The following is a 17,077-nucleotide window of genomic DNA, read 5'->3' as shown; positions in this document are numbered from 1 at the left end:
ATGTTGACTATGAGTTTGGATTGGACTGGTGGGTATTCAGACCCAGCAGTCGATAGAGACCACAAAAACCGAACAACCCTGTCAGCAGGGCAACAGCCCCAGCCACATCTAAACCAATGCCTAGGGCTGACCCAGCATAGGAAAAGAGTCCAAGGTAGAACAATACACTGGCGATTAGCAGTCGCAACAAGCGATCCGTCGTGCCGACGTTGGTAAACATAGGTCTTATCCTCCATGGGTGAATCAAAGTTCCTTATACTTTATAATATAACTAAATAGCTATAAAGTTGACAAATGTTAGATTCCCTTGTGAACCGAAGAAAGCAATGTTAACCACTGCCAAGTGCGCGTTCATCCTCAATTATGTTTGAATTGAGGGATTACTATTTCTCCCCATCTCCCTTTCCCCCTATCTCCCGCTCAACTGCCACCGATCATTTCAAAGTTGACAGACCACTAGTCTGGAGGGAGTCTATATTGTTCCTGTAGGGTGAGTAATTTCTCACTGGCTGCTGCTGCGTTTTTAGCGAGTTTGGCAAATTCCAGAAATCGTTTTAATTCTTTCCGTAATAAGTTGCGTTCCACCTCCCAAGTTTCCCGATCAAGCTGTGGCGGAATGGCAATCATATCAAAAATAGTCGCCTCAGTTTTACCAGAATGAGGACGTAAGACGCGCCCTCGTCGTTGGATAAATTGGCGGGGGTTTCCTGTACTCGCTAAAATTACCGCATGACGAATTGCTGGAATATCGACCCCTTCGTCTAAACAATGAATCGCGACTAACCCTTGCAGTTCCCCCTGTTCAAACTGGATTCGTAATTGTTCTCTTTCTTTCATTGGCGTTTCGGCGGTATAGCTATGGACTCGAAACCCCAGTTCATTTCCGAGTAGACGAGTCACTGCAGCCACTTGACGATGAATGCCATCCGATCGCGTTTCGATCGCGCCATCGCCACAATAAAATAAAGTATGACTGGTGTCTAAGCGGGTGGACATTAAGCGAGCGAGGGTAGGAAGTTTATTTTCCGCAGTACCGACTAAGCGCGATCGCTGCATCAGTAAAGACGTTAAGGTCTCATTGGTATTCCAATTGGGGTTATCAGCTAACGCCCAACCAATGCGTTTGGTGAATTTGGCATAAGTCAAGGCTTCCGCAGCAGTTAACTCCACAAACAGGGGATAGTAGAAATAAGGGACGAGAGCTCCTTGCGCGATCGCGTCTGCAAGCGTAAACTGAGGACTTAAGGTCGCACCAAAATAGTGAAAGACCCCATCGGTTCCCGTTTCATCAAAATAGCGTTCTGGGGTTGCCGATAATCCAAGACGTAAGCCAATTTGAGAGGGTAAACTAGCAAGCAAGCGTGGCGTTCCCAAATGATGGGCTTCATCACCAACAATGAGCGTTTTTTCTGGGAAATAAGGCAGTTGCGATTGAAAACCTTCCTTGATCAGGGTCGCCTTAGTGGTAATAATGGTTAAAAAGTCTTGCGTGCCCTTGGTGAGATGATAAAGCTGATTCGATAAAGTTCGTTGCCATTGTTCGACACTTTCAAATGCTAAAAGGGGCTGTAAATTAAACTTTCCACATTCTCGCGCCCATTGCGTGACCAGATGACGATAAGGACAGACCACCAATAACGCTTGTAAACCAATCTTCTCATGGAGTTCCGTAGTAATTGCCAAGGCGGTAATGGTTTTACCGCTTCCCGTCGCCATTTTGAGCATTCCCCGCCCTCGTTGACGAAACCAACTGACCACGGCTTGGGTTTGATAGTCTCTTAAAACCAAATCTGAAGGAAGTCGAGGAGATCCCAGACGCTGAAAATGATACCCTCTTGGCTTCTCGCGAAGGTTTCCCTGACGGCGATGAGACTGTTCATAATTTTGTGCAAGGATTTCCCAATGAATTGTCGTTTGAATCTGGCTCATGCCCATCACCATCAAGATCACCAATTTTTATCTTAATGCAACGAGAGTGCGGGAGTCCCTACGCGAGCGCCGTAGGGAGAAATAGCACGGGCAAGAAAGATATGCTGCTTGGTCGTCTTTCCGAGGCTGGGTAGAGTATTTTGGACAGAAGTATAGAAAGATAACTATCGCTTGTGCAGATTAAACTCCATGAATCCTCTTCAATCTCAATCCAAACGCAGTAGCGGTCAATTGTTTGCGCTACTAACTGGCTTCTTTTATATTTTATTGACGCTGATCCCAGATAGTCATAGCTTAATGGTTGCTTGGCCCTGGGTATTGATTTGGCAAGTGGGCATCATTTGTCCTGTCTTGTGGTTTCTCAGCATTCTTCTTCGGGAAAATTGCTTTCCCCAACTGGGTAACAAAATTGATATTTGGATAGCCTTAGTGATCATCAGCTTAATCATCACCACCCTTTATGCTGAAATTCCTCAGAAAGCGATCTGGTATAGTTGGACAACTCTCTGTTTAATTCTTGCACTATATGCTCTCAATCATGGGTTAGTTTCTCCCCAAAAACGATATCGGTTATTACAATTTCAGGGTGGACTTGCCATTGCTTTTATTCTTGTCAGTCTTCTTGTCTGGGGGGTTCAGACCTTTTTACCAGAATTAGAGCGTTTACAATCTTTGAGAGAGTTGGGTGTCAATGTCAGATTTGACTTCTCTGTTTTGGAGTTACGAAACTGGGCCCCTTTAGGACATCAAAATTATGTTGCTGGCTATTTGGTGTTAGTCCTTCCTTTACTGATTGCATTGGGAATTGTGGAATCAGGTTGGCGACGATGGGTTTGGATCGCAGGTGTAGCGGTGGGGTTACTTGATTTATATACCACCAGTTCTCGGGGAGGATGGTTAGGTTTTTTCGTTGTTTTATTGACGGGATTAATTATTCTATTAGTGCGGAGTTCTCTCCCTCGATTATGGTTAATTCTAAGTGCGCTCGGAAGCATTTTACTTGTCCTCCTCTTTATTTTGGCAAATAATCGCCTCCGCAGTTTGTTGTTTGCTGTTTTATCAGGAGAAGGAGGCGGACAATTTGCATATCGCTTGATTACAATGACTGTCGGCTGGGACATGGGAAGCAGTCATTTCCTGACTGGAATCGGCTTAGGAAATGTCCCTTGGTTATATCAAGAGTATTTTCCCCATTGGGCTGGATATGAAGCCCAGTTGATTTATCAGTTACATAGTACACCCGCTCAATTATTTGCTGAATTAGGACTTTGGGCGGTTCTGCTTCAACTGGGGGCAATCTTTTTATTATTATATTTAGGGCGACGGTGGTGGGTTCGTGAGCTAGAAACAACGGACTTTATTCTCACAGGAAGTCTTTTCTGTGCATTCATTGGTTACTTTACTCTCAGTTTGACAGATTACCAGTTAGACAACATTGCAATTAGTGGAACATTAGTCATTTATTTAGCTGTCATTGCCTCCACACTACGAAAGCAGGAATTCCTTGCGCTACAGTCAGGATATCGGTTGGCTTGGGCTGGATGTGGATTCCTTGTTGCGGTTATTATCTGGTTAATTCCCATTCATCGCGCTTGGGCAACTTCAACTCAAGGCTTTAGTGGGTTAGCCCAAGAAGAGGTCAATCTTGATCTGTTTATAGATAAGTTAACGCAAGCCCATGAACTTGTACCTTGGGAACCTTATTATCCTTATCAATTGGGCTGGAATTTAGGAGATATTGCTTTGACTTCTAATAATCCCTCTCAAGAACAAGCCTTATTACCCCAAGCGATTAAGGGGTTTGAAGCGGGATTAAACGCATCGCGCGATCGCGAGTTTGGTTATACTAACTTAGGATGGTTGCATCTCAAAGCTGGGAATCCAACAGCAGCGACAACTGCTTTTGCCGAATCAGCACAACTGGTTCCAGCCAAACGGGGGATTTTCTACGGATTAGGTCTGAGTCTCCTCGCTCAAAATCAAAGGGAATTAGCGGTTGAAGCGTTAACTTTGGAAGTGTTGAGAGATCCCAGTTTTATTACCACTCCTCTTTGGCAGTTGCGGATTTTACAGCCGATTTATCCGCAAGTTTTAGAAAGCGCGATCGCGCAATGCAGTAATTTCCTCAACCAAGACACTTTACCTCCAGACTTAATTCCTTATTTTCATCGTGTGCGTGGTATTTTTCTCTGGTGGCAAGGTAATTTAACCGCAGCTGGTGAAGATTTAGAGCAGTATGGTGACGGGTTAAGCCAAGCCTTATTAAAGATTAGTCTGGGTGAAGAAGTCGCAACCGTTGAACAGCAACTTTCTCCCTCACCTGCCAAACTGGTGTTTTCTGCATGGTCAAATCCCAGTAATCGCTCTCAATTATTACAGCAAGCTGCACTCAAAGCCAGAAAAGAAAGATTACCAGAGCAATACTTAGCAGAGGTTTTAACGACGATGGAAAATGCTGAGACATTTGAGGAATGGTTAAAACAGAATCCTCCGATTTGGCAATATCGCAGAAAAAGATTGGGATTTAACGTCAATATGCGTCAGATGGGAGGAGCAGTCCCCAGCGATTATTTTAGAGTTGTGGAGAATTTACCGATCAGTCTCTGGTTTAAGCCAGTGTTTCCCACCTCGGCTTATTTTCCAGAATTAGATCAGGCGTTAACATCGCAACGAGAGTCTTTATTAGACAAACTTTGATCTTAAAAAAATGATTGGGATTAGGCTTCACCTATGCTTCGTAAACACGCTTTTCTCATTTGCTAAAATTTAACTAATTAACTGAGGAAAAAAAGCTGAATTATGTCCACCTCTAACCCCAAGGCTATGTTAGACCAGAAAAACCTAGAACAACGTTTAGTAAAACTTGAGCAAACCGTTTCCGATCTGCAGCAAAAGGTAGAAAGCAAACCCTCCTCTAAAGAGGGATTGCAACAATTGATTGGTTCAATTTCTGATGAAGTAGCATTTTTGGAAGCTCTGGAGTATGGGCGTTCTTTCCGTCAGCAAGATCAGCCGAAAGAGGAAGAGAGTTAATAGTGGTGAAATATCTGCTCGATACCGATCATTTCAGTTTTTTACAGCGCGGATCGGGGAAAGAGTTTACTCAATTAATGACTCGCATGAATCAATATTCTTCGACAGAATTTGCTGTATCAATTATCAGTTTCCATGAGCAAGTTCTTGGCGCTCACAATTTTATTAATCGCGCTCGAACCAATAGGGATATTATTCGTGGCTACACCTTATTGCAAGAAATTCTTCAAGGATTCACCTCGTTTTCTATTTTACGGTTTGATATGGTAGCCGTTTCTATTTTTAATGAATTAAGAGAGAACAAAGTTCGCGGTTCGACGATGGATTTGAGAATTGGCGCGATTGAGCCAAAGGCTCAGCGAATCGAAGATTCGATCGCGCTGTCTCGCAACTTAATTTTATTAACTCGAAATGTTGCCGATTTTAATAAAATTCCTAATTTAAAGATAGAAGATTGGACAGTAGATCCTCAAATCTTCTGAACGTAACAAGATTTTTCCAAGGGAGGACTTTAGTCCTCTGTGTCTGCTAGAATAGAACAACCTCAAAGATGGTGAAAAACCCGTCAGGCTTATTAAAAAAAAGTAGAGATACAGCTAGACTTTCGCGCGAGCCAAGGTCTGTATAACATCTTTGAACGTGTCATCCTCACTTCGCTCCGGCTTCGCGAGACTCCTTTCTAACACTCGATTTGTGATTTTAATCCATTGAGTGGTTTCGATTGGAATCCACGCGATTTTAATCCGTGGAGAGTTCAAAGCTATAACCCGATCGCGCTCCCCATCTCATCCCAAACAGCAATTCTTATTCCCCCCTTTACTGAAGGGGGGTTAGGGGGGATATCACCCATCGCGCCTTCCCTCTCATCCCAAAACAGCGATTCTTATGAAGTGATCATCTTCTTGCAGACCCTACTTTAAATCAAATACTTTAACCAAAGTTTGGTTAAGAAGATTGAGTTGTTGTTCGCCTAATTTTCCTAAGCGTCGCCTCAATAATTTCCGTTCAAGGGTTATAATTTTTGAAACTTTAACTTTTGAGGTGAGTTTGAGTCCTGTTAGAGAAAATTCTGGATCGTTTGAATTGATAACAAATTCATCGTCACTGGTTTCGGAAAGTGATTGCGAGGAAATAAAGCAAAGCGTTACATCCTGTCCTTTAAGATCAACCCATAAAATTACTGCAGGTCGGAGTTTAGTTTGAGTAAAGTTAGAAAAAGGAAAAGGGACAAGCACAATATCACCTTTACTCAGTTGCATTGATAGGTTCTCCGTCCTTAGAGGTATATATGTCGGGTTCTTCCGCTAGAAAGTCTAAACTATTACTATAAAGACTTAATGCAATTAAATCATTGGTTGAAGGGTAAGTATTTTCAAAAAAAAGCTTTTCTTCTAGCATTGCTTGTTCTTCTTGAGACAGTGAACGAATAGCTTGAATAAGGGATTCAATAAGTTGGGTGTTCATTGTCATTGCTTAATCGTTTCAACTTGATGATGTGCTTTGCTATCTACTTTAACAAAAGAGCGATTAGGTTCCGCCTATGTTTCGCGATCGCGCCTCCCCTCTCATCCCAAAACAGCGATCGCGCTTCCTTCGCATCTCAAGCAACAATTAACTTCATTATGGCTAGAGATATAATAATCTGAAACAAGCATTAACTGCTACTAAATCCAAGAAGTTGAAGACAGACAGCCTTTTTTACCGCCTCTTCCAAATCCGACCCCAAATTTTATTTGAACTGCTATCTAATAGCTCTGAACCAGTTACTAATTATGAATTTACTTCTGTAGAAGTCAAACAACTCGCCTTTCGTATTGATGGGGTATTTCTTCCGAAAAATGGAGAACCCAACAGCCCACTGTATGTGGTAGAAGTGCAGTTTCAACCTGATGAGCATCTTTACTCTCGCCTTTTTTCCGAGCTTTTTCTCTACCTAAGACAATATCAGCCGATTTATCCCTGGCGGGTGGTGGTAATTTATCCGACTCGCAGAGTAGAAAGGAGTGGTGATTCTCATTTCCAACCTCTATTAAACTTAGAACAAGTGACTCGGATTTATCTCGATGAATTAGAGGAAGGAGAAAATTGTCCTTTGGGAGTGCGCTTAGTCAAATTAGTGACAGCAAGAGAAAAAGAAACTTCCCAAAAAGCGCAAGATTTATTACAAGTCGTTACAGAGGGGGTAGAAGAAAAGCAACTCAGAAACGATATTATAGATTTAATAGAAAGCATTATTGTTTATAAGTTTCCACAGAAGACTCGAAAGGAGATTGCAGCAATGTTAGGAGTCGATGATTTAAAACAAACACGCTTTTATCAAGAAGTGTTTACAGAAGGAAAACTGGAAGGAAAACAAGAAGGAAAACTGGAAGGAAAACAAGAAGGAAAACAAGAAGGAAAACTGGAAGTTGTGTCTCGAATGCTAGAGTCTGGTGTTGAGTTAGGTACGATCGCGCAGTGGTTAGATTTACCCCTAGAAGTGGTCAAAGAACAGGCGAATCAAAAACAAAAGTAACTTGAAATGGGACAAAATCTTTCCGAAACCCCGATCGCGCCTTCCCTCTCATTCCAAAACCCGATCGCGCCTTCCCTCTCATTCCAAAACCCGATCGCGCTTCCTCTCTCATACTAAATCCCGATGTAGCAAAGCCACGGCTCTACGAGCATCGAGCTAAAATAGCAATTAAGTCTTAAATAATTCGGTGATGATCTCTATGTCTAATCCCAAAACAGAAAACTTGATCCCTTTTGAATTTGAGGGAGAAATGACTTACCTCAATCCAGACTCCGCCGAAGGAAAAGCCTTACAACGGATTGAACAAGCAGTTCCTGAACAATTATGGTCAACTCATGGAACAATTGAAGAAGAAATTGATGTTGATTTATTAAATAAGCGATTACGAGAACGTGGCTATTCGATCCAAGTATCTTTTCAAAACTCATCCGAAAGTTGAAAATGAAGACTTGAAGAGTTTACCAGATGTACTGGAAAGGGATTTCTGGGAAATTTACCAGTTAATTTTGAAGGCTGATCCCTATCGTTGCGGTGGCTTTCCCAATCATCCTCTAAAAGGGAAATTAAAAGGATATCGGGCGTTAGAAATTGATTGGGAGGGCGTTGCTTATCGTCTAGTTTATCGCGTTTATGAAAAACCTTCTCCGCGACGAGTGTTAGTGATTAGTTTTGCTGAACATGATCCTGCCTATGAAAAAGCTGTGGCGCGAGTTAAAAATTGAGCAATCCGATCGCGCCTTCCCTCTCATCCCCAAACAGCGATCGCGCTACTCCCTCCCTCATCCCAAAAACACCGATCGCGCCTTCCCTCACCCCAAACCCCGATTGCGCCTCCCCAATCACCAAAAACAGTGATCGCACTCTTGTGTGCTATCCTCAACACCCAATTGCCTTTAGCAAGTAGCGCAGTTAATTGCGCTACTCCCTCCAAAACCCTGATGAGTTATAGCTAGTAATGCAAAGTCTCAATTGAGTTCTCGCAGAAAAACTCGTTAAATCAAGTTAAACTAAACAAAAGAACAATCAATAATAAGAGAGAGCAAATGCCTAATCGAGAATTTTATGTTCTGGTTGAAAAGGATGAAGATGGTTACTTCGTTGGTGAAGTTCCTCAGTTACAAGGATGTTATAGCCAAGGTCAGACTTTAGATGAGTTAATGACCAATATTAAAGAAGTCATTCACCTATGTTTAGAAGATGAAGATCATCAGCACAAAAATGAATTTGTAGGGATTCAAAAGATAGAAGTTTAATGTCAAAACTTCCCATTATCAAAACAGAAAAATTAGTGAAAGCTCTCAAAAAAGCAGGTTTTGAAGCAGTTCGGCAGCGAGGAAGTCATTTGCGATTAAAACATCCTGATGGAAGAGTTGTCACGATACCAATACATCAAGGTCAAGATATTGGAAGAGGACTATTACGAAAAATTTTAAGGGATGCTGATTTAAATGTAGATGAATTAGTGACATCCTCCCCCGCTAAACTTCGTTATAGCGGGGGCTTCCTAGTTATTCCCATGGATGGGATTACACCACTGATCTAAGACTAGAATCCCAGTCTCCCGACAGCCCGATTGCCTAGGCGTTTTGCTTCCCGCCTGTCCGACGGTACTATTGATCTTTTCGATTCCTCGATTTCGTAGCACACAAGCAGCAGCCACATCCCGATCCGCGACTAAGTTGCACTGAGGACATTCATGAATCCTCACACTGAGATCTTTCCCAACATGAGTGCTACATCTTGGACAAGTTTGGGTGCTTCCTTTTGCATCCACTTCTGCGAAATACTTTCCCCGCTTCCAACAGACTTCTTTGAGAATTTGTCGGAATTGTCCAAACCCTGCATCTAGCATCTGCTTGCCAAACATCCCTTTGGCAGTCATGCGAAAATCTAAGTCTTCGACAAAAATCAGGTCTGCTTGATTGCACAGTTGGTGTGCGGTTTGGTAGTGGAAGTTTTTTCTCGCGTTATCAATTTTGTGGTGCAGCCGTGCTACTTTAAGTCTCTGCTTATGGTAGTTTTTAGACCCTCTCTTTTTTCGACTTAATCTGCGTTGGAGCAATCCCAGCTTCCTTTGCATGGTCTTGAAAAAAAGTGAGTCGGTGGATGTTCATGGTTCATGGTTCATGGTTCGTGGTTCGTGGTTCGTGGTTCATGGTTCATAGTTCATGGTTCATTGATTAACAGCCAACAAAGAACAAAATAACAAAGAACGAAGAACAAAGAACAAAGAACAAATGCTCTATGTAGCTGCTTGATTGTTTGCTGCAAGACTTGAGATGGGACTTTCTTTAATTTTGGGAATTGTTTCTTCGCTTTGGGAAGCGCGTTGAGTTGCTTTAACTCACTGGGAAATTTTTCATCGGCGGGAATGATATATTCTGAGACTAAGCTGCATCGGTCAATACTACATTTTCGACTACCACACCAATCTTTAATCTCCCGCAAAGCATAGTTATACGCACTACGGCAGATTTCAAGAATCTCAATGAGAGTTTCTTCCTGCTGTTTGTTGGGATAGATACGGTATCGGTAGTTTAGTGTGAGCATTGACCAAGTTGTTCAAGCATAGCTTTATTATACGCTGCTTAGTAGAATGTGACAAGGTGCTAAGTTATGGATGCGCTTTCGCGCTTTTTTAATTTGGCTACGATTCATGAGGGGCTGTCATCTGAGGTCTCCTCAGATGTTTATACGCCCCATCCCCCGTTAACCTCTGGTATAACGGGGGTCTTCTCGTCGCACTGAGATAAATTTGCTTAATTAGCTTCAGATATTGAGCGCTACTTCCCCATCCCCAACCCTCAATCGCGCCTTCCCTCTCACCCCAACGCCCGATCGCGCCTTCCCTCTCATTCCAAAACAGCGATCGCGCCTTCCTTCATCCCAAAGTCCGATCGCGCTCCCCATCTCATCCTAAACCCGATGTGGCGAAGTCACTCCTCTACTAGTATCGCGCTAAAATAGCAATTAAGTCTTAAATAATTCGGTGATGATCTCTATGTCTAATCCCAAAACAGAAAACCTGATCCCTTTTGAAATTGAGGGAGAAATGACGTACCTCAATCCAGACTCTGCCGAAGGAAAAGCCTTACAACGGATTGATTCTCTTGATCCAGATGATCCCAAGCAATGGATAACTATCATTGATGATCAAGATATTTCATCAGAAGAAGTCAAACAACTCAAACGAGAAGGATGGCAGATTAAAACAGTGAGTGAGGTTCGTGGGGAGTAAATATATCTTGCAAACTCATCCCTCTATGGTGAGGGAAGACTTTAAAGAATTGTCAACGTTTCTGGTTAATCAATTTTGGGAACACTATAAACCACTTCTAAAAACTGATCCTTATAACTGTAGTGGATTTCCTAATCATGCTTTGAAAGGGAAATTAAGAGGATACCGTGCTTTAGAAATTGATTGGGAAGGCGTTGCTTATCGTCTGGTTTATCGCGTTTATGAAAAGCCTTCTCCACGACGAGTCTTAGTAATTAGTTTTGCTGAACATGATCCTGCTTATGAGAAAGCGATCGCGCGGATTAAGAATTGATCCCTCACCTCAACAACTGATCGCGCCTTCCCTCTCATTCCAAAACAGCGATCGCGCTTTCCTTCTCTCATCCCAAACAACAATTCTTATTCCCCCCTTTTTTAAGGGGGGTTAGGGGGGATCATCCCCTAATCCCAAAAACAGCGATCGCGCTACTCCCTCCCTCACCCCAAAATACTAATCGCGCTACTCCCCTCATCCCAAAACAGCGATCGCGCCTTCTTTCTCATCCTACTAAACCCGATTGCGCCTCCTTCCCTATCCCCAACCCTCAATCGCACCTCCCTCCTCATCCCAAACAGCGATCGCGCCTTCTCTCTCTTAGCAGTACCAATCATAAGCTAAAATAATTAATGACTAATGAGGGTGAGAGAAACAAGGAAAGATTAAGACAGCATGGAATATGAACAGTTAATTTTTTCTAGCCATGCGATTAAGCAAATGTTTTCTCGGAAAATTAGCAAAGCTGAAGTAAAAACAGTTCTTTCGGCAGGGGAAGTAATTAGAGAATATCTTGATGACTCTCCTTATCCAAGTTACTTATTTTTAGGTTTCGTTTTTGATCGTCCCATTCATGTAGTGGTGGGGTTTGACTTTAAAACAAGAAGGGCTTACGTTATTACAACTTATCAACCCGATTCTGAACTCTGGGAATTAGATTATAAGAGGAGAAAAAAGACATGAAATGTTTAATTTGCCAGCAAGGAGAAACTAAGCAGGGTAAAGTGACAGTTCCTTTAGAAAGGGAGGGAGTTATTTTAATCTTTAAAAATGTCCCTGCTGAAGTCTGTGAAAATTGTGGTGAGTATTACTTAAGTGAGCAGACAACTGATTTATTGTTAGAACAAGCAGAAAACGCGATCGCGCACGGAACACAGTTAGAAGTTCGACAATTTGCAGCCTAACTTTTGCTCATTGTACTCTTCCCAAAGCCCGATCGCGCTCCCCATCTCATCCTAAACAACGATCGCGCATTCTTTCTCACCCCAACACCCCGATCGCGCCTTCCCTTTCATCCCAAACAGCGATCGCGCCTTCTCTCTCATCCCAAACAGCGATCGCGCCTTCCCTCTCATCCTAAACCCCGATGTGGTCAAGTCATCCTTCTACGAGTATCGCGCTAAAATAGCAATTAAGTCTTAAATAATTCGGTGATGATCTCTATGTCTAATCCCAAAACAGAAAACTTGATCCCTTTTGAAATTGAAGGAGAAATGACGTACCTCAATCCAGACTCTGCCGAAGGAAAAGCCTTACAACGGATTGATTCTCTTGATCCAGATGATCCCACGCAATGGATTACTGTTGTGGAAGAAGGTCAGGAAATTGATGATGAAGCATTAGATCAATGGTTAAAAGAGCGTGGGTACGAAGTCTAAATATCAAGTTCAAGTTCACCCAGCTGTAAGGACAGAAGATATTCCCAGTTTACCTGCTCAATTGCAAAATGATTTTTCAGGGTATCAGTTAGCAATAGCTAGAGATCCTTATCAAAGGTGTGGAGTACCTAATCATGCTTTGAAAGGGAAATTAAGAGGATACCGTGCTTTAGAAATTGATTGGGAAGGCGTTGCTTATCGTCTGGTTTATCGCGTTTATGAAAAGCCTTCTCCACGACGAGTCTTAGTAATTAGTTTTGCTGAACATGATCCTGCTTATGAGAAAGCGATCGCGCGGATTAAGAATTGATCCCTCACCTCAACAACTGATCGCGCCTTCCCTCTCATTCCAAAACAGCGATCGCGCCTTCCCTCTCATCCTAAAAGACCGATCGCGCTCCCCATCTCATCCCAAATCCGATGTAGCAAAGCCACGGCTCTACGAGCATCGAGCTAAAATAGCAATTAAGTCTTAAATAATTCGGTGATGATCTCTATGTCTAATCCCAAAACAGAAAACCTGATCCCTTTTGAAATTGAGGGAGAAATGACGTACCTCAATCCAGACTCTGCCGAAGGAAAAGCCTTGCAACGCATTGATTCTCTTGATCCAGATGACCCCAGCCAATGGATTACAGTAGTTGAAGAAGGTCAGGAAATTGATGTTGATGGGGCTTTAAAGCGATTGCGAGAACGTGGGTATCAAGTCTAAGTATCAAGTTAAAACTCGCCAAGAGGTAAGAGAAACTGACCAACGGTCAAAGATTACGCCTTCCGTTTAGGAAGGCGTAATCTTTGACTTACCAAACCTCTCTCAAGAATTACAGGAGATTTTTTCAGGATATTTGTGATGCAGTTTTTGTGGTTGATCCTTATAACTGTGGTGGATTTCCCAATCATCTTCTAAAAGGAAAATTAAGAGGATACCGCGCTTTAGAAATTGATTGGGAAGACGTTGCTTATCGTCTAGTTTATCGCGTTTATGAAAAACCTTCTCCGCGACGAGTGTTAGTGATTAGTTTTGCTGAACATGATAAGGTTTTGCTAGTTTAGCTAAGTGGGAAACTTTGCTCAAACAACGATCGCGCTTTCCAAGTAATCTGTCAGCTAAAATAGACTTGCTTGCCTCATGTTCTTCGCCTAAGGGAAGACACTGTAATCGGCATGAACACCAGCCTTTTGCTTCCTCAGACGGTATGACTTCTGACACGACAACTGACTCGAAAAGCGTTACTCTTCCTCAAACTTGGCAAGGTCAATGGTTAGGTTGGCTTGCCTTAGCTACTTTGGTGACTTTTGCTTGGCTACCGTGGAGTTATCGCTTCATGGTGGACTGGCCCTGGATTATTGTCTGGCAACTGGGATTTCTCATCCTAGGGATTTGGCTGATTTGGATGTTACGCCAGTTTCAATTGCCATTTAAGCCCCTTGGTCATGGTTTAGATTGGGCAGTGTGCGCGATCGCGCTGTCAGTGATTCTTTCCAGTCTCTTTTGCTCGTTTCCTCTGGTGGCTGCGAAGAATATTGCGGTGACAATGGGCTACGGTGTATTGCTTTATGTAACCCGCAATTGGATTGGTAATTCAACCCTGACTTGGGAACGGTTATGGATGGGACTGGGAATAACCGGTGGCATTTCCACAGTGGTAGGGTTATACAAGTGGTGGCCCCAACGAGACTTTGAATATTTACGTAATCCTTTTCCCCTTGGACATCATAACTTTGTTGCAGGATATTTGGTTTTAGTGCTTCCTTTAACCATTGCTTGGAGTCTATCCCGACCAGGTTGGCAACGGATTACTGGCTTGGCGGTTAGTGGTCTCATGCTATTCCATCTTTACACCACTGGATCGAGAGGGGGAATGCTGGGAATCATTGCCTTGGCAACAGTAGCCGTCATCTTCGCGATCGCGCAGACTCGGGGACGTTTGAGAAAGCGACTGGCGATTGCCTTAATTGCAGGATTGTTGGCAATGATGATCGCGATTATTACGAGCCCACGGGTTGAGCACTTAATTCAGTTTGGACCTACTGAGTCTAACCCAGTACCTGTGCAAATACAGCTTGATGGGAACATGGAATTTCGCCTGTTTTTATGGCAAGGGGCGTTCAATATTTTTCAAGATCGACCGCTGCTTGGGGTTGGACCTGGGAATATGTCGCGGATGTATAACCTTTATCGCCCTATTGTTTCCGGAACATCTGGAACTTACAATGTGCAACAGCTTCACAATACGCCACTCCAGTTGCTTGGGGAACTCGGCGTGTTAGGTTTAGGGGCGGTGGTCGCATTTGCCTGGTTAGTTACTCGTCTTTGGTTTCGCCTTGAGCAGCGATCGCTGTCAGGTGAGAAGCGTTTACTCTTATACGGCGTTGGAGGCAGCCTATTGGCTTATGGGGTATCCAGTTTGACCGATTATCAATTGGAAAATATCCCGATTAGTACCACTCTCCTCTTGTCAGTTGTTCTCCTTTTAGCTTTAGCTGACCAATTAGATCTAGCCAGCCCAATATCGGTTTCCACTTCACAACGACGTACGTTTAGTTTAGGAGGCATTGCTTCTATTGGTTTAGCTTGTTTTGTCTCTTTCCCTCTCACAACAGCAATGTGGCTGGATGATCAAGCAAGAGACCACTTTCAAGCAGGGGAGGTTTCTAGAGGCGTTGAAGATCTCCTGAATGCATCTGGGCTAGTGAGGTGGGATCCGACCTACTCTTTAGAATTAGGATTTCAGCTTCTCAAAGTTCGCAATAAAACGCCAAAGCAAGAGAGAGCAAAAGAATTAGAAGAAGGGATCATCAATGCTTTTCAAGAGGCTTGGCAAACCTCTCCAAAAGACAATATGTTTCTTTATCACTTAGGATTGTTCAAACGCCAGAGTGATCCTGAGCAAGCGCAAAAACTATTAGGTCAAGCGGTTCAAATTCGATTCCGAGAACAAAGTTACACAACTTACACCTATTATGCTCTCGCAACGGCTTATCTAGAAGAAGGCTTAATCGATCAGGCAATTACTGCTCTTTCGCTTCAGGGACTGAACAATCCTGAATTTTTGGTGGCAAAAGTTTGGAATCAACCGCGTTTGGCTGAATTAAAAGATGCTGTTATAGAAGAAAGCCTCACCTTCTACAAGATGCTACTGGCGAAACTTCCTTCTGAGTCTGATCTCTATAATAGTGTTCGCGAGCGAGAGATTTTAATTCGATGGTGGCATCAAAAGCCCTTCACAACTGAGGTATTAAATGAACTAAGCCCAGTCACCCAAGCTCTGATAACAGCAGAAGACTCCCCCGAAGTTGCCCTCTCCATCATTAAAACAGAGTTATCAAAAACGTCTGATCAAAATCCACTCTTATTGTTAGGAGCTTGGCTTGATCCTGAGGAATACCTAGAAACTTACTGGAAGCAAAATACTAAAACTGATTTTGGAGACAAAGACCAGTTTAGGGCTACTATCAGAGAACAACGGGAACTGAGAAATTGGATTAGTGCTTTACCTGAAATAGCTCCGCCTCAAAAAAATCGAACTGCCCTTTCCATCGCTTATAGAAATAACGATATAGAAAGGCAAGCCACGATTCTCCAACCCCCCGAATTGAAATTACATCCTTTACCGAAAGCTCTCAATCTATTCCCCTCCTATCCACGGTCTTTTCCTCCCCTTGAGCAGCTAATCAATGAAATTAGAACCGAAAAGCTCAATCTTCCGCACCCAACACAAAATAACTTTCAACTTAATCAATATCAATAATACCGTAATCAGCTTGGATCGAAATATCCTGTAATTTCAATAATCTGTTGATAATCTGAATTATTTGATAAGTATTCTAATAGTTCACTGCTAAGATTATTGTTATTTTTCAGATTCAAGCGTATTTGTGGGTTAGATTGAGAACTTCTTGATACATCTCCTGTTATTTTCTGATAAGAATGCCATTTGTTTTGATATTCAGGATCAAAATTAATACCATTGCGATTAACTGGCGCTAGACACCGATCCACTAAAGCCCCCCTTTCTAAGGTTTTAGTGAGGATTGGGGGGATAAACTGTAACCTAACTTCTTAGAAATGGTATAACATCCAACTTGGCACATAAATTTTCAAGTTCAGCATCAGGATAGCGTGTGAAATCTTCATAGCGGATAAATTTGATCGCGCTTCCCTCTTACCCCCCAACAGCGATCGCGCCTTCCCCTCCAACAATGATCGCGCTTCTAGCTAGAGGATCACTGATCATTTCCTGTTTCGTCTGGGGAATGCTAAGAGTGGAGTGAATACAAGGGAAAATCATTATGTCTAGCACACCCATGACGCTGAAGAGACGAATGTTTACGATTGTTGCAGGTCTGGGATTTTTGGCTTTTATGGGAACACAAGTGCAAAATATGATTATACAAGGAATGCAAGCTAGTCAACAGCAGGAGCAACAAGCCCGTCAAGGAAATCAGCAACAGCTAGAGCAGCTACAGGTAAAAGAAAAGGGTTATGAGGCGGTTTTAGAGCGTGAACCCAAGAATGAAAATGCTTTGAAAGGTTTAGTACAAACGCGGTTAGATATGAAGGATTATGAAGGGGCAATTCCGCCGTTGGAGAAGTTAGTAAAACTAAATCCAGAACAGGAGAAATATCAAGAATTGCTTAAACGAATTAAAGATAGGTAAAGTTTTCT

30 protein-coding genes and 2 pseudogenes are annotated in these 17,077 nt (G+C 42.7%); 22 read left to right on the top strand and 10 right to left on the bottom strand.

Annotated features, from left to right (window positions below; translation table 11 throughout):
- Positions 1-7: 7 nt before the first annotated feature.
- Positions 8-220, bottom strand: a complete 213-nt coding sequence (locus PCC7418_RS06560) for a DUF2892 domain-containing protein (RefSeq protein ID WP_015225395.1) — start codon at positions 218-220, stop codon at positions 8-10.
- A gap of 236 nt (positions 221-456) precedes the next feature.
- Complete coding sequence (locus tag PCC7418_RS06555) at positions 457-1,929, bottom strand: DNA phosphorothioation system restriction enzyme (protein ID WP_216086680.1); 1,473 nt, start codon at positions 1,927-1,929, stop codon at positions 457-459.
- Between the two features lie 189 nt (positions 1,930-2,118).
- On the opposite strand from PCC7418_RS06555, the gene PCC7418_RS06550 reads away from it, so the two are divergent.
- The 3 genes from PCC7418_RS06550 to PCC7418_RS06540 all read left to right on the top strand — a co-directional run bounded on the left by PCC7418_RS06550 (position 2,119) and on the right by PCC7418_RS06540 (position 5,444).
- Positions 2,119-4,626, top strand: coding sequence for an O-antigen ligase family protein (locus PCC7418_RS06550; protein ID WP_015225393.1), 2,508 nt, complete (start codon positions 2,119-2,121; stop codon positions 4,624-4,626).
- 102 nt (positions 4,627-4,728) lie between these two features.
- Positions 4,729-4,962, top strand: a complete 234-nt coding sequence (locus tag PCC7418_RS06545) for a hypothetical protein (protein ID WP_015225392.1) — start codon at positions 4,729-4,731, stop codon at positions 4,960-4,962.
- Between the two features lie 2 nt (positions 4,963-4,964).
- Positions 4,965-5,444, top strand: a complete 480-nt coding sequence (locus PCC7418_RS06540; RefSeq protein ID WP_015225391.1) for a type II toxin-antitoxin system VapC family toxin — start codon at positions 4,965-4,967, stop codon at positions 5,442-5,444.
- 429 nt (positions 5,445-5,873) lie between these two features.
- On the opposite strand, the gene PCC7418_RS06535 is transcribed toward PCC7418_RS06540, so the two are convergent.
- Both PCC7418_RS06535 and PCC7418_RS06530 read right to left on the bottom strand, forming a co-directional pair.
- A complete protein-coding gene (locus PCC7418_RS06535) occupies positions 5,874-6,221 on the bottom strand; it encodes a type II toxin-antitoxin system PemK/MazF family toxin (RefSeq protein ID WP_015225390.1) in 348 nt (115 codons plus the stop codon).
- On the bottom strand, positions 6,208-6,432 hold the full coding sequence (locus tag PCC7418_RS06530) for a hypothetical protein (protein ID WP_015225389.1): 225 nt from the start codon (positions 6,430-6,432) through the stop codon (positions 6,208-6,210). Before PCC7418_RS06530 ends, PCC7418_RS06535 begins: the two co-directional genes overlap by 14 nt.
- 30 nt (positions 6,433-6,462) lie before the next feature.
- Between PCC7418_RS06530 and PCC7418_RS20485 the strand changes: the two genes are divergently transcribed.
- From PCC7418_RS20485 to PCC7418_RS06515, 4 genes are all read left to right on the top strand, one after another.
- On the top strand, positions 6,463-6,600 hold the full coding sequence (locus PCC7418_RS20485; RefSeq protein WP_171814894.1) for a hypothetical protein: 138 nt from the start codon (positions 6,463-6,465) through the stop codon (positions 6,598-6,600).
- Between the two features lie 40 nt (positions 6,601-6,640).
- Positions 6,641-7,477, top strand: coding sequence for an Rpn family recombination-promoting nuclease/putative transposase (locus PCC7418_RS06525; RefSeq protein WP_015225388.1), 837 nt, complete (start codon positions 6,641-6,643; stop codon positions 7,475-7,477).
- A 199-nt stretch (positions 7,478-7,676) separates the two neighbouring features.
- Positions 7,677-7,916, top strand: coding sequence for a hypothetical protein (locus PCC7418_RS06520; RefSeq protein WP_235620760.1), 240 nt, complete (start codon positions 7,677-7,679; stop codon positions 7,914-7,916).
- On the top strand, positions 7,870-8,199 hold the full coding sequence (locus tag PCC7418_RS06515; RefSeq protein ID WP_015225386.1) for a hypothetical protein: 330 nt from the start codon (positions 7,870-7,872) through the stop codon (positions 8,197-8,199). The genes PCC7418_RS06520 and PCC7418_RS06515 overlap by 47 nt, the downstream gene beginning before the upstream one ends.
- Here PCC7418_RS06515 and PCC7418_RS20480 read toward each other — a convergent pair.
- On the bottom strand, positions 8,189-8,338 hold the full coding sequence (locus PCC7418_RS20480; protein ID WP_171814893.1) for a hypothetical protein: 150 nt from the start codon (positions 8,336-8,338) through the stop codon (positions 8,189-8,191). The two genes, PCC7418_RS06515 and PCC7418_RS20480, sit on opposite strands and share 11 nt — an antisense overlap.
- A 182-nt stretch (positions 8,339-8,520) precedes the next feature.
- On the opposite strand from PCC7418_RS20480, the gene PCC7418_RS06505 reads away from it, so the two are divergent.
- Together PCC7418_RS06505 and PCC7418_RS06500 are read left to right on the top strand one after the other, a co-directional pair.
- Entirely contained in the window at positions 8,521-8,730 is a 210-nt protein-coding gene (locus tag PCC7418_RS06505; protein ID WP_015225385.1) for a type II toxin-antitoxin system HicB family antitoxin, read from the top strand.
- On the top strand, positions 8,730-9,020 hold the full coding sequence (locus PCC7418_RS06500) for a type II toxin-antitoxin system HicA family toxin (protein WP_015225384.1): 291 nt from the start codon (positions 8,730-8,732) through the stop codon (positions 9,018-9,020). The genes PCC7418_RS06505 and PCC7418_RS06500 overlap by 1 nt, the downstream gene beginning before the upstream one ends.
- Here the strand turns inward: PCC7418_RS06500 and PCC7418_RS06495 are convergent.
- Together PCC7418_RS06495 and PCC7418_RS06490 are read right to left on the bottom strand one after the other, a co-directional pair.
- Positions 8,982-9,560 (bottom strand): annotated as a pseudogene (locus tag PCC7418_RS06495) (RNA-guided endonuclease InsQ/TnpB family protein); the annotation flags it as partial. The gene PCC7418_RS06500 and the pseudogene PCC7418_RS06495 sit on opposite strands and share 39 nt — an antisense overlap.
- A 152-nt stretch (positions 9,561-9,712) precedes the next feature.
- Positions 9,713-10,027, bottom strand: a pseudogene (locus PCC7418_RS06490) (helix-turn-helix domain-containing protein); the annotation flags it as partial.
- A gap of 226 nt (positions 10,028-10,253) precedes the next feature.
- Here PCC7418_RS06490 and PCC7418_RS20475 point away from each other — a divergent pair.
- The 3 genes from PCC7418_RS20475 to PCC7418_RS06480 all read left to right on the top strand — a co-directional run bounded on the left by PCC7418_RS20475 (position 10,254) and on the right by PCC7418_RS06480 (position 11,028).
- Entirely contained in the window at positions 10,254-10,397 is a 144-nt protein-coding gene (locus PCC7418_RS20475; protein ID WP_171814892.1) for a hypothetical protein, read from the top strand.
- 81 nt (positions 10,398-10,478) lie between these two features.
- Positions 10,479-10,715: a hypothetical protein gene (locus PCC7418_RS06485; RefSeq protein ID WP_235620757.1), complete on the top strand. Its 237-nt coding sequence runs from the start codon at positions 10,479-10,481 to the stop codon at positions 10,713-10,715.
- Between the two features lie 25 nt (positions 10,716-10,740).
- Positions 10,741-11,028, top strand: a complete 288-nt coding sequence (locus tag PCC7418_RS06480) for a hypothetical protein (protein ID WP_051030528.1) — start codon at positions 10,741-10,743, stop codon at positions 11,026-11,028.
- A 164-nt stretch (positions 11,029-11,192) separates the two neighbouring features.
- Here PCC7418_RS06480 and PCC7418_RS20470 read toward each other — a convergent pair whose 3' ends face one another.
- Positions 11,193-11,366, bottom strand: coding sequence for a hypothetical protein (locus PCC7418_RS20470; RefSeq protein ID WP_171814891.1), 174 nt, complete (start codon positions 11,364-11,366; stop codon positions 11,193-11,195).
- Positions 11,367-11,424: 58 nt separating this feature from the next.
- Here PCC7418_RS20470 and PCC7418_RS06475 point away from each other — a divergent pair, with 58 nt between their 5' ends.
- The 9 genes from PCC7418_RS06475 (at position 11,425) to PCC7418_RS06445 (ending at position 16,159) form a co-directional block, all read left to right on the top strand.
- A complete protein-coding gene (locus tag PCC7418_RS06475) occupies positions 11,425-11,712 on the top strand; it encodes a DUF4258 domain-containing protein (RefSeq protein WP_015225381.1) in 288 nt (95 codons plus the stop codon).
- Positions 11,709-11,933, top strand: coding sequence for a type II toxin-antitoxin system MqsA family antitoxin (locus PCC7418_RS06470; protein WP_015225380.1), 225 nt, complete (start codon positions 11,709-11,711; stop codon positions 11,931-11,933). Before PCC7418_RS06475 ends, PCC7418_RS06470 begins: the two co-directional genes overlap by 4 nt.
- 3 nt (positions 11,934-11,936) lie before the next feature.
- Positions 11,937-12,152 carry a hypothetical protein gene (locus PCC7418_RS20195; RefSeq protein WP_150107036.1) on the top strand — a complete coding sequence of 72 codons (216 nt, stop codon included), beginning with the start codon at positions 11,937-11,939 and terminating at the stop codon, positions 12,150-12,152.
- Between the two features lie 39 nt (positions 12,153-12,191).
- A complete protein-coding gene (locus PCC7418_RS06465) occupies positions 12,192-12,407 on the top strand; it encodes a hypothetical protein (protein WP_235620756.1) in 216 nt (71 codons plus the stop codon).
- Positions 12,391-12,717 carry a type II toxin-antitoxin system RelE/ParE family toxin gene (locus tag PCC7418_RS06460; RefSeq protein ID WP_015225378.1) on the top strand — a complete coding sequence of 109 codons (327 nt, stop codon included), beginning with the start codon at positions 12,391-12,393 and terminating at the stop codon, positions 12,715-12,717. Before PCC7418_RS06465 ends, PCC7418_RS06460 begins: the two co-directional genes overlap by 17 nt.
- Complete coding sequence (locus PCC7418_RS20190; RefSeq protein WP_171814890.1) at positions 12,686-12,883, top strand: hypothetical protein; 198 nt, start codon at positions 12,686-12,688, stop codon at positions 12,881-12,883. The genes PCC7418_RS06460 and PCC7418_RS20190 overlap by 32 nt, the downstream gene beginning before the upstream one ends.
- 20 nt (positions 12,884-12,903) lie before the next feature.
- The gene (locus PCC7418_RS06455) at positions 12,904-13,119 is read left to right on the top strand and encodes a hypothetical protein (protein WP_235620755.1); all 216 of its coding nucleotides are present in this window, start codon (positions 12,904-12,906) and stop codon (positions 13,117-13,119) included.
- 83 nt (positions 13,120-13,202) lie between these two features.
- Complete coding sequence (locus PCC7418_RS06450; protein ID WP_041596174.1) at positions 13,203-13,460, top strand: hypothetical protein; 258 nt, start codon at positions 13,203-13,205, stop codon at positions 13,458-13,460.
- A 143-nt stretch (positions 13,461-13,603) separates the two neighbouring features.
- Positions 13,604-16,159 carry an O-antigen ligase family protein gene (locus tag PCC7418_RS06445; protein ID WP_015225375.1) on the top strand — a complete coding sequence of 852 codons (2,556 nt, stop codon included), beginning with the start codon at positions 13,604-13,606 and terminating at the stop codon, positions 16,157-16,159.
- Between the two features lie 8 nt (positions 16,160-16,167).
- On the opposite strand, the gene PCC7418_RS06440 is transcribed toward PCC7418_RS06445, so the two are convergent.
- Together PCC7418_RS06440 and PCC7418_RS21105 are read right to left on the bottom strand one after the other, a co-directional pair.
- Positions 16,168-16,410 (bottom strand): hypothetical protein, encoded by a 243-nt coding sequence (locus tag PCC7418_RS06440; protein WP_015225374.1) that lies wholly within the window; start codon positions 16,408-16,410, stop codon positions 16,168-16,170.
- Between the two features lie 163 nt (positions 16,411-16,573).
- Entirely contained in the window at positions 16,574-16,699 is a 126-nt protein-coding gene (locus PCC7418_RS21105; protein WP_255348274.1) for a hypothetical protein, read from the bottom strand.
- Position 16,700: 1 nt separating this feature from the next.
- Here PCC7418_RS21105 and PCC7418_RS06435 point away from each other — a divergent pair, with 1 nt between their 5' ends.
- Entirely contained in the window at positions 16,701-17,069 is a 369-nt protein-coding gene (locus PCC7418_RS06435; protein WP_015225373.1) for a lipopolysaccharide assembly protein LapB, read from the top strand.
- The last annotated feature ends 8 nt before the right edge of the window (positions 17,070-17,077 follow it).

Source organism: Halothece sp. PCC 7418 (assembly GCF_000317635.1).
Lineage (GTDB): Bacteria > Cyanobacteriota > Cyanobacteriia > Cyanobacteriales > Rubidibacteraceae > Halothece.
Note: the sequence above shows the minus strand (reverse complement) of the source record. Positions and strands in the feature narration are given on the sequence as shown.

Bases quoted from the DNA above. Each gene is read 5' to 3' on its own strand.
- PCC7418_RS06535 (WP_015225390.1), bottom strand. From the start codon at position 6,221: ATGCAACTGAGTAAAGGTGATATTGTGCTTGTCCCTTTTCCTTTTTCT.
- PCC7418_RS06550 (WP_015225393.1), top strand. From the start codon at position 2,119: ATGAATCCTCTTCAATCTCAATCCAAACGCAGTAGCGGTCAATTGTTT.
- PCC7418_RS21105 (WP_255348274.1), bottom strand. From the start codon at position 16,699: ATGATTTTCCCTTGTATTCACTCCACTCTTAGCATTCCCCAGACGAAA.
- PCC7418_RS20190 (WP_171814890.1), top strand. From the start codon at position 12,686: ATGAGAAAGCGATCGCGCGGATTAAGAATTGATCCCTCACCTCAACAA.
- PCC7418_RS06485 (WP_235620757.1), top strand. From the start codon at position 10,479: ATGTCTAATCCCAAAACAGAAAACCTGATCCCTTTTGAAATTGAGGGA.
- PCC7418_RS06435 (WP_015225373.1), top strand. From the start codon at position 16,701: ATGTCTAGCACACCCATGACGCTGAAGAGACGAATGTTTACGATTGTT.
- PCC7418_RS06470 (WP_015225380.1), top strand. From the start codon at position 11,709: ATGAAATGTTTAATTTGCCAGCAAGGAGAAACTAAGCAGGGTAAAGTG.
- PCC7418_RS06560 (WP_015225395.1), bottom strand. From the start codon at position 220: ATGTTTACCAACGTCGGCACGACGGATCGCTTGTTGCGACTGCTAATC.
- PCC7418_RS06455 (WP_235620755.1), top strand. From the start codon at position 12,904: ATGTCTAATCCCAAAACAGAAAACCTGATCCCTTTTGAAATTGAGGGA.
- PCC7418_RS06530 (WP_015225389.1), bottom strand. From the start codon at position 6,432: ATGACAATGAACACCCAACTTATTGAATCCCTTATTCAAGCTATTCGT.
- PCC7418_RS06445 (WP_015225375.1), top strand. From the start codon at position 13,604: ATGACTTCTGACACGACAACTGACTCGAAAAGCGTTACTCTTCCTCAA.
- PCC7418_RS06545 (WP_015225392.1), top strand. From the start codon at position 4,729: ATGTCCACCTCTAACCCCAAGGCTATGTTAGACCAGAAAAACCTAGAA.
- PCC7418_RS06520 (WP_235620760.1), top strand. From the start codon at position 7,677: ATGTCTAATCCCAAAACAGAAAACTTGATCCCTTTTGAATTTGAGGGA.
- PCC7418_RS20470 (WP_171814891.1), bottom strand. From the start codon at position 11,366: ATGATTGGTACTGCTAAGAGAGAGAAGGCGCGATCGCTGTTTGGGATG.
- PCC7418_RS06505 (WP_015225385.1), top strand. From the start codon at position 8,521: ATGCCTAATCGAGAATTTTATGTTCTGGTTGAAAAGGATGAAGATGGT.
- PCC7418_RS06465 (WP_235620756.1), top strand. From the start codon at position 12,192: ATGTCTAATCCCAAAACAGAAAACTTGATCCCTTTTGAAATTGAAGGA.
- PCC7418_RS06480 (WP_051030528.1), top strand. From the start codon at position 10,741: ATGGTGAGGGAAGACTTTAAAGAATTGTCAACGTTTCTGGTTAATCAA.
- PCC7418_RS06475 (WP_015225381.1), top strand. From the start codon at position 11,425: ATGGAATATGAACAGTTAATTTTTTCTAGCCATGCGATTAAGCAAATG.
- PCC7418_RS06555 (WP_216086680.1), bottom strand. From the start codon at position 1,929: ATGAGCCAGATTCAAACGACAATTCATTGGGAAATCCTTGCACAAAAT.
- PCC7418_RS06500 (WP_015225384.1), top strand. From the start codon at position 8,730: ATGTCAAAACTTCCCATTATCAAAACAGAAAAATTAGTGAAAGCTCTC.